Origin of the sequence: Streptomyces sp. XM4193 (genome assembly GCF_023072595.1) — a bacterium.
Lineage (GTDB): Bacteria > Actinomycetota > Actinomycetes > Streptomycetales > Streptomycetaceae > Streptomyces.
The window spans coordinates 115,406-122,324 of record NZ_JALLGK010000007.1 but is presented as its reverse complement, the minus strand read 5'-3'; the positions used below and the strand labels follow the sequence as shown (position 1 = coordinate 122,324).

Sequence of the window (6,919 nt, the reverse complement as noted above, 5' to 3'; positions counted from 1 at the left end):
CGGCGGGAAGTGACGGAGCCGGGCGGCCTCTCCACGCGGTGGAGTGGCCGCCCGGCTCCGGGGCCGGTGTGCGGCGGAGGGCCTGGACCGCCGCACACCGCGTCAGGGGTCAGACCTTCTTGAGCGCCGCCTCGATCTCGTCCACCGCGCCGAGCGCGAAGGTGTAGTTGGCCATCAGGAAGTGCTTGGAGGGGAAGGCGCGCCCGCCCTTGACGGTGGGCAGCTGCTTCCAGAGCTTGTGGTCGAGCAGTGCCTGGGTGGGCGGTGTCGGACGGTCGTCGTACTGCACCGAGTAGATGATGCCGTCGCAGTCGCGCAGGTCCTCGATCTCCTCGTAGCTCTTGGTGACGAACCCGGCTTCCTTGTCGGGGAGTCCGGCGCCCATGGTCAGGCCCACGTCGCGCATCACGGTGGCCATCGGGGTGCCGATGAAGAACTTGCCGTTCGGACCGCCGCTGAGCGAGATCCACTTGGTGGAGTCGATCTGCTTGCGGTAGTTCTTCTGCACCTCCTCCAACCGCGCCTCGTAGCGCTTCTTGAGCTTGGTCAGCCGGTCCTCGCGGCCCACCGCGCCGGCGATCTTGGCGATCTGCTCGTGCCAGAGGCTGCCGCTGGTGTGCCAGTCGAAGTAGACGACCGGCGCGATCTTCTTGAGCCCGGCGGACTTGTCCTTCCAGAACTGATCGATGATCAGGTCGGGCTCAAGGGCCGCGATGGCCTGGGAGTTGGGCGAGCCGGAGGCGCCGATGGTCTTGACGCCCTTGAGCTTCTCGTAGATCTCCGCGGGCATCAGCTTCTCGGCCGCGGCGCCGTCGGGCACGCCGACCGGGACGATGCCGAGCTCGACGAGCATCAGCGCGTCGTAGTTCTCCAGCACCACGATCCGCTGCGGATCGACCGGAACCTCGATGGTGCCGTTGTCCGCCTTGACCTTCCGGGTGCCGCCGCCGTCCCCGCCGTCGGACTTCGCCGAGTCGCCGTCCTGGTCGCCGGACCCGCTCACCCCGCAGGCGGAGAGCCCGAGGACGGCCGCTGTGGCGGTGAGGCCGCCCAGGAGCTGTCTGCGAGCCAGGGGAAGGCGCGTCACGTGCGATCTGGACATGTCAATATCCTCCGTTGTCGGGGCAAGGCGACCCGCGGGTGAACGGCACCGCGGCGCAAAGTAAAGGTAAGGCTTGCCTAAGCTATCTCTTCAGCGCAAGATCTAGGGAGTTGAGCGAGGAATCCTTCCGCGACCGTTACTGAAGTCGGCAGCGAGGCCGGCAGCGAGGAGTGCGACCACATGAGCGGGGCGTCGACCGGTGAGCACCGTGAGCAGGGCCGACGACCGGGACGGATGCGTGTCACGACGGTGCGTCAAGTGCGCCGGGTGACCCCGCAGATGGTCCGGATCACATTCGGCGGCGAGGAGCTGGCCGACTTCCAGAGCAACGGCACGGACCAGCACGTCGCCATGTACTTCTACGAGCCGCACGTCGTGCTGCCCCGCCCGTTCACCGGAGAGGCCGCCAAGGCCCTGCTGCCGACCGCGAAACCGCGGTTGCGGCGCTACACCATCCGCGCCCACCGGCCCGAACTGGCCGAAGTGGACATGGACTTCGTCCTGCACGGCGAGGACCAGCTCGCCTCGGGATGGGCCGAGCGGGTCAAGCCGGGGGAGGAAGCCATCTGGTTCGGTCCCAGCCCCGCGTACGTCCTCGCGCCCGACGCGCAGTGGACCGTACTGCTCGGCGACGAGACCGCGCTCCCGGCGATCGCCGTCCTGCTGGAGGAACTCCCGCCCGGACACCGGGTGTTCGTGCTCGTCGAGGTCGCCGACTCCGCCGAGGAGCAGCCGCTGCCGACCGACGCCGACGCCCGGATCACCTGGCTGCACCGCGACGGGGCGCCGGCCGGCACGCTGCTGCACCGGCACGCCACCGAGCTCTCCCTGCCCGCCGGCCGAGGCCGGATCTGGGGCGGCGCCGAGCGCGGCACCATGCGTGCCCTGCGTCGCCACTTCGTGGACGGCCTCGGCGTCGACCGCGCCGACACCCACCTCACCGCCTACTGGACCGCGGGCGAGACCCAGGACAGCGAGGTCTGAGCCCCATGCCCGTCGCCACGCTCAACGGCATCGCCCTGACCTACGACGACACCGGAGAGGGCGATCCCGTCCTCCTGGTGACCGGCACCGGAGCCACCCGCCGGGCCTGGCACCTCCACCAGGTGCCGGGACTGACGCGGGCCGGCCACCGCGTCGTCACCTTCGACAACCGGGGCATCGCACCGAACGAGGACCCGCCCGGCGGCATCACCCTCGACGCCATGGCGGGGGACGCCGCCGCCCTCATCGAGCATCTGGACCTGGCACCCTGCCGCGTGGTCGGGTTCTCCATGGGCGCCTCCGTCGTCGCCGAACTGCTGCTCGCACGACCGGAGTTGGTGCACTCGGCGGTGCTGATGGCCGGCCGCGCGCGACTGGACGCGTTCGGAGCCGCACTGCTGGCCGCCGAACGCGAGATGTACGACAGCGGCTGCGAGCCCCCGGCGACCCACCGCGCCGTGCACGCCGCGCTCAGCTACCTCTCCCCGCGCACCCGCCGCGACGACCAGGCGGTGCGCGACTGGCTGGAGGTCTTCGCCTTCGCCCCACCCGTGGTGGGTGCCGGCGTGCGCGCCCAACTCGACCTGGACGACCACGGCGACCGGCGAGAGCGGTACGCCGCCGTCACCACGCCGGTGCTCTCCATCGGTTTCGCCGACGACGTCCTCTGCCCGCCCCATCTCGCCGCCGAGATCGCGGAGTCGATACCCGGTGCCGCGCACCGCGAGATCGCCGACTGCGGCCACTACGGGCACCTGGAGCGCCCCGAGCAGGTGAACGCCGCGCTGCTGGAGTTCTTCGGCGCCGCGCGGACGAGCGACCCGAAGGAGCGTGCCGCATGAGCCGCGGTCGCAAGGAAACCGCGAGCGGGCAGTCGGAGAACGGCGCCACCACCCGCGACGGACTGCGCCTGCTCGCCGGCTGTCTGCGCGCCGGCGGCCCGCTGGTGGCCCTCGCCGCGCTCGGCGGACTCGCCTACCAGCTGTCGCTGATCGCGCTGCCGTGGTTCGTCGAACGCGCCGTCGACCAGGGCATCGTGGGCGAGGACGGCGACGCCCTGCGCACCTGGGCGGTGATCGTGCTGGCCGCAGGTCTGGTCGCCGCCGCCGCCGAGGTGACGATGGGCTGGTTCTCCACGCTGGCCGGCACCGTCCAGGGCAACCGGCTCTACATCGCGCTGGCCGACCGCGTCGCGGCCCTGGACTCCCGCACCCTGGAGCGGTTCGGCGAGGGCGACCTCGGCATGCGGGGCACCCGCGACGTCGACCTCGTCCGGATCTGGCTGATGGGCGCCGCCTCGTTCGTCACCGGCGTCATCGGCTTCGCCGTCATGATCGGCGCCATCATGCGGCTTGACCCCATGCTGGCGCTGGTGTGCCTGCTGTGCGTCCCGCCCCTGGTCTGGATCAACACCTACTGGTTCCCCAAGCGCTTCGGAGCCGCCAACACCAAGCTCTCCGCGGCCCACGGCCGGCGCGCCGACGCCGTGGAGGAGCTGCTCTCCGCCAGCGCCGCGGTCCGCGGCCTGGGCGGTGAGCCGGCACTGGTGCGGCGGCACGACGAGCGCAGCGAAGCGGTCACCGACCACACCCTGGTCACCGCGCGGATCTCGGCCAACTGGGCAGCGCTCTCGCCCTTCGTCCCCGCGACGGCCATCGGTGTCGGTCTCGGCGCCGGCGGCCTCGCGGTGCTGCGCGGCACCATGTCCGTCGGCGGGATCGTCGCCTTCACCAGCTGGATGAGCATGCTGGTGCTCTGGGTCGGCGTGCTGACCATGCGGCTGAGCCAGCTCAGCCAGGCCACCACCGCGGCCCGGCGCCTCCAGGAAGTCCTGCTGCCCGCCGACGGCGAGACCGCCCCCGGCAGCCGCGAGCTGCCCGAGAGCGGCGAACTGCGCGCCCGCGGCGTCGCGTTGGAGCACGGCGACCGGCGGGTGCTCGCGCCCGTCGACGTGCTCGTCCGCCCGGGAGAGCTGGTCGCGGTCACCGGGCCCATGGCCTCCGGCAAGAGCAGCCTGCTGCGTGTGCTGGCGCATCTGAGCGAGCCGACCGCCGGCGCGGTGAGCTACGGCGGGGTCCCACTGGAGGAGGCCGACCCGGCAGCGGTGCACGCCCGTATCGGATACGTGCCCCAGCGGCCTGTGACACTGAGCGGCACCCTCGCCGACAACCTCCGCCTGGGCGCCGACTTCGAGGACGCCGAACTCCTGGCCGCCTGCCGGGTCGCCGCGCTGGACGAGTTCGTCGCCGAGGCTCCGGACGGCCTCGACACCGAGGTGGGGGAGCGGGGCTCCACCCTCTCCGGCGGGCAGCTCCAACGGCTCGCACTGGCCCGTGCCGTGCTGCGCCGCCCGGCGGTGCTGGTGCTGGACGACGTCACCTCCGCCGTCGACGCCGACACCGAGCGGCTGCTGCTGGAGCGGCTGCGCGCCTGGGCCGAGGGCACCGCGGTGGTCTGCGCGACCCACCGGCCGGCGCTGCTGGCGGCGGCCGACCGCGTGGTGACCCTGAGCGCGGCCGGCGCCGAGACCGAAACCGGCACCGCGGTCGAGCACGACGCCGCGACCGTACCGCCCGGCCGTGCGGCCGGCACCGACGAGAACTCCGAGGAGCGGGTGACCACAAGTGGCTGAGCAGCAGCGGCTCTCCGCGAGCCCCGACCAGCGCCGCACACTGCGCCGCGCCTGGCCGTACATGCGCGCGCACCGCCGCGGAATCCTGCTGGCGCTGGCCGCCAGTGCGGCGGCGACCGCCACCACCGTCGCCGTGCCCGCGGTGATCGGCGCCGGGGTGGACCGGCTGCTCGCCGAGGACCGCGGCGGTCTGCTCGTCGCGGTCGGCGTGCTCACCGCCCTGGCGGTGGCGCGGCTGGTGCTCTTCCGCCAGTCCGAGGTGCTGCTGACCACGGTCGGCGAGCGGGTCGTGCGCAGGCTGCGGGACCTCGCGGTCGAACGACTCTCCCGGGCACCGCTGAGATTCCTGGAGGCGCACCCCTCGGGAGACCTGCTGCGCCGCACCACGACCGAGATCGCCGATCTGGCGAACTTCGTCCGCGGCCAACTCCCGGACGTGCTCACGGTCGGCGGCTATCTGCTCTTCACCACGGTGCTCCTGCTGAGCTACTCGCCGCTGCTCACCCTCGCGCTGCTGGTGGTCTTCGTCCCGGCGATCGTGGCCGTGCTCAGGCAGTTCAAGAAGGCCGCCGCGCCGGCGTTCGCCGCCGAGGCCGCCGCGGCGGGCCGAGTGGCCACCACCTACCGGGAGTTGGTGCAGTCGCGCGAGATGCTGCGCACCGCCGGCGGGACCGACTACTGGCGCGAGCGTTTCGTCGACGACAACGACGCGCGCTACCGGGCGGCCCGCCGCAGCCAACGCGCGCTCTTCGTGATCAGCCTGGCGAGGATCGTGCAGGGCGCGACCACCGCGGTGCTGCTGCTGGTGGGCGGCTGGCTCGCCGCCGAGGGGCGGATCAGCGTGGGCACGGTCGTGGTGTTCGTGCTGGCGACCCGGCAGCTCTTCGACTCGGCGACCCAGGCGTCCAATCTGGTCGGACAGATGCAGACCTCGCTCGTCGGCCTCGCCCGACTGCTCAATCTGCTGGAGTCGACCGCGCCCGCACTCGCGCCCGAAGCCGTGGCCGGGGCCGGACAGGAGAAGCGGGAGGCCGATCCGCTCACCGCCGAGCGCGGTGTGCTGGAGGTGGAGGAGGTCCACTACGCCTATGTCGACGGCACCGAGGTGCTGCACGGTCTGACGGTCCGGGTCGAACCGGGCGAGCGGGTCGCCCTGGTCGGACCGACCGGCGCCGGGAAGACCACGCTGGCGAAGCTGGTGACCGGCCTCTACACCCCCGACCGCGGCACCGTGCGTTACGACGGCCGGGATCTGCGGGAGCTGCCCGAGGACGAGCTGCGGCGGCGCATCGTGCTGATCCCGCAGCGGGTCCACATGATCGACGGAACACTGCTGGACAACCTCGGCCTGGTGCCGGGCGAACCGGGCGAGAAGGAGATCGCCGAGGCCGTCGAACAACTCGGGCTGACCGCCTGGGTGGCAGGTCTGGCCGACGGAGTGCACACCCGCCTCGGAGGCGGGGAGGGCCAGCTGTCGGCCGGTGAACTCCAGCTCGTCGGACTGGTGCGGGCCGCGCTGCTCGACCCGGCGGTGCTGGTGCTGGACGAGGCGACCGCCGACATCGATCCGCAGACCGCGCGCCAACTGGAGGCGGCCATCGACGCGTTGCGGCGCGATCGGACGCTGCTGGTCATCGCGCACCGCGAGGCGACCATCCAGCGGCTGCCCCGAGTCGTGCGCCTCTCCGGCGGCACACTGGCCCCCGTGGGCTGACGCGCCGACGGACCGGGTGGACCGGTGGACCGGGCGGACCGGGCGCGCCGGTGGACCGATGCGCCGACGGACCGGGCGGACCGGGCGGACCGGGTTGGGCCGGGTGGGCCTCTGGGCCGACCCGGCTTCGCCGTCGGACCTCGGGCGCCGTCGGCCGCCGGTCCTGCTCGGGCCGTGCAGCACGAAGCCCCGGTGTCGGCAACGAATCCGTCGCCGACACCGGGGCCCGGTCGTTCAGCGCGCCAGCAGTCTGGCCCATTCCTCCACCGCGGGCCGCTCGGCGAGTTCGGCGAAACCGACCTCCACGCCGTTCTCGCGCTGCCAGCGCTCCCGCAGCGTCATCAGCCGCACCGAGTCCAGCCCGTAGTCCACGAGGTTCTCGTCCAGCGGTATCTCGTCGGGCTCCTCGCCGAGGATCTCGGCGACGTCCTGCCGGATCCGCTCCGGTGTCAGGGCGGAGTCCGCCGGTTGTGCGTCGGCCATCGGG

6 protein-coding genes are annotated in these 6,919 nt (G+C 72.6%); 4 read left to right on the top strand and 2 right to left on the bottom strand.

Annotated elements, in window-relative coordinates; all coding sequences use genetic code 11:
* Window positions 1–109: 109 nt before the first annotated feature.
* Window positions 110–1,102, bottom strand: a complete 993-nt coding sequence (locus tag MTQ01_RS18885; protein ID WP_247491834.1) for an ABC transporter substrate-binding protein — start codon at window positions 1,100–1,102, stop codon at window positions 110–112.
* Window positions 1,103–1,282: 180 nt separating this feature from the next.
* Here MTQ01_RS18885 and MTQ01_RS18880 point away from each other — a divergent pair, with 180 nt between their 5' ends.
* Genes MTQ01_RS18880 through MTQ01_RS18865 form a run of 4 tightly spaced genes read left to right on the top strand, consistent with a single transcriptional unit; the run spans window position 1,283 to window position 6,432 of the window.
* Entirely contained in the window at window positions 1,283–2,086 is an 804-nt protein-coding gene (locus tag MTQ01_RS18880; protein ID WP_247491832.1) for a siderophore-interacting protein, read from the top strand.
* A 5-nt stretch (window positions 2,087–2,091) separates the two neighbouring features.
* Window positions 2,092–2,928 carry an alpha/beta fold hydrolase gene (locus MTQ01_RS18875; protein ID WP_247491830.1) on the top strand — a complete coding sequence of 279 codons (837 nt, stop codon included), beginning with the start codon at window positions 2,092–2,094 and terminating at the stop codon, window positions 2,926–2,928.
* Window positions 2,925–4,718, top strand: a complete 1,794-nt coding sequence (locus tag MTQ01_RS18870) for an ABC transporter ATP-binding protein (protein WP_247491827.1) — start codon at window positions 2,925–2,927, stop codon at window positions 4,716–4,718. Before MTQ01_RS18875 ends, MTQ01_RS18870 begins: the two co-directional genes overlap by 4 nt.
* Complete coding sequence (locus MTQ01_RS18865) at window positions 4,711–6,432, top strand: ABC transporter ATP-binding protein (protein WP_247491825.1); 1,722 nt, start codon at window positions 4,711–4,713, stop codon at window positions 6,430–6,432. The genes MTQ01_RS18870 and MTQ01_RS18865 overlap by 8 nt, the downstream gene beginning before the upstream one ends.
* A gap of 234 nt (window positions 6,433–6,666) precedes the next feature.
* Here MTQ01_RS18865 and MTQ01_RS18860 read toward each other — a convergent pair whose 3' ends face one another.
* Window positions 6,667–6,915, bottom strand: coding sequence for a phosphopantetheine-binding protein (locus tag MTQ01_RS18860; protein WP_247491822.1), 249 nt, complete (start codon window positions 6,913–6,915; stop codon window positions 6,667–6,669).
* Window positions 6,916–6,919: the final 4 nt, after the last annotated feature.

What these genes read in the sequence shown, in the direction of transcription:
- MTQ01_RS18885 (WP_247491834.1), bottom strand. Translation starts at nt 1,102, where the DNA reads ATGTCCAGATCGCACGTGACGCGCCTTCCCCTGGCTCGCAGACAGCTC.
- MTQ01_RS18880 (WP_247491832.1), top strand. Translation starts at nt 1,283, where the DNA reads ATGAGCGGGGCGTCGACCGGTGAGCACCGTGAGCAGGGCCGACGACCG.
- MTQ01_RS18875 (WP_247491830.1), top strand. Translation starts at nt 2,092, where the DNA reads ATGCCCGTCGCCACGCTCAACGGCATCGCCCTGACCTACGACGACACC.
- MTQ01_RS18870 (WP_247491827.1), top strand. Translation starts at nt 2,925, where the DNA reads ATGAGCCGCGGTCGCAAGGAAACCGCGAGCGGGCAGTCGGAGAACGGC.
- MTQ01_RS18860 (WP_247491822.1), bottom strand. Translation starts at nt 6,915, where the DNA reads ATGGCCGACGCACAACCGGCGGACTCCGCCCTGACACCGGAGCGGATC.